This is a genomic window from Aromatoleum evansii (assembly GCF_012910805.1).
GTDB classification, from domain to species: Bacteria; Pseudomonadota; Gammaproteobacteria; order Burkholderiales; family Rhodocyclaceae; genus Aromatoleum; species Aromatoleum evansii.
On record NZ_WTVK01000167.1, the window covers coordinates 1 to 1,078 of the forward strand.

At 69.2% G+C, this 1,078-nt stretch carries 1 protein-coding gene; it reads right to left on the reverse strand.

Annotated features, from left to right (window positions below; all coding sequences use genetic code 11):
• Positions 1-1,046 (reverse strand): branched-chain amino acid ABC transporter permease (locus GO615_RS27715; RefSeq protein WP_169133059.1); only part of this gene is annotated, 1,046 nt, incomplete at its 3' end.
• Positions 1,047-1,078 lie beyond the last annotated feature (32 nt).

Genomic DNA, 1,078 nt, shown 5'->3' on the forward strand with positions numbered 1-1,078 from the left:
CCGCGCGCGGGCAGCGGTTTCTTCGGCAGCGGTTCGGCGGCGGCGTCGAGCGTGCGCCGGGTCACCTTCACCGGCACGAGGCGGGCGAAGATCGGCCACAGGCCTTCGCGCGCGCGCTGCAGGATGACGACCATCATCAGGCCGAAGACGATCACCTCGAAGTTGCCGCTCTGGCCGAAGAGTTGCGGCAGGATGTCCTGCAGCCACTGCTTGACGATGGTGATGACGCCCGCGCCGAGGAGCGCGCCCCACACCTGGCCGGCGCCGCCCACGACCGCCATGAAGAGGTATTCGATGCCGATGTGCAGGCCGAAGGGGGTGGGGTTCACGAAGCGCTGCAGGTGGGCGTAGAGCCAGCCCGAGGCGCAGGCGTGCAGCGCGGCGATGACGAAGATGACCATGCGCGAGCGCGCGGTATCCACCCCCATCGCCTCGGCCATCACCATGCCGCCCTTCAAGGCGCGGATGGCGCGGCCTTCGCGCGAGTCGAGCAGGTTCTGGGTGGTGAACACCGCCGCGAGCAGGAAGACCCAGATGAGGTAGAAGATGTGCTTGCCTTCGGTGAGCTCGAAGCCGAAGAGCGCGATGGGCGGAATGCCGGTGAGGCCGGTGTGCCCGCCCAGGGTCTCGAGGGTGCCGAAGAGGAAGTACAGGCTGATGCCCCAGGCGATGGTGCCCAGCGGCAGGTAGTGGCCGGAGAGTTTCAGCGTGAGCGAGCCGAGCACGAAGGCGACGGTGGCGGTGAACACCAGGCCGACGAACAGGGCCAGCCAGGGCGAGCCGCCCGCCCAGGCGAGCCAGGCGGGCAGCTCCGTGGCGGTGGTGAGCACGGCGGTGGTGTAGGCGCCCAGGCCCACGAAGGCGGCCTGGCCGAAGCTGGTGAGGCCGCCCACGCCGGTGAGCAGCACGAGGCCCAGCGCCACCAGCGCATAGAGGCCGATGTAGTTCAGGAGCGTCACGTAGAAGGGCGGCATCACGAGCGGCGCCACCAGCAGCACGAGCATGAAGGCGCCGAGCACGACGCGCGGGGAGAGTGCGGGCTTCATTCCTCTTCCTCCACGTGGTGGCTGGTGAGCGA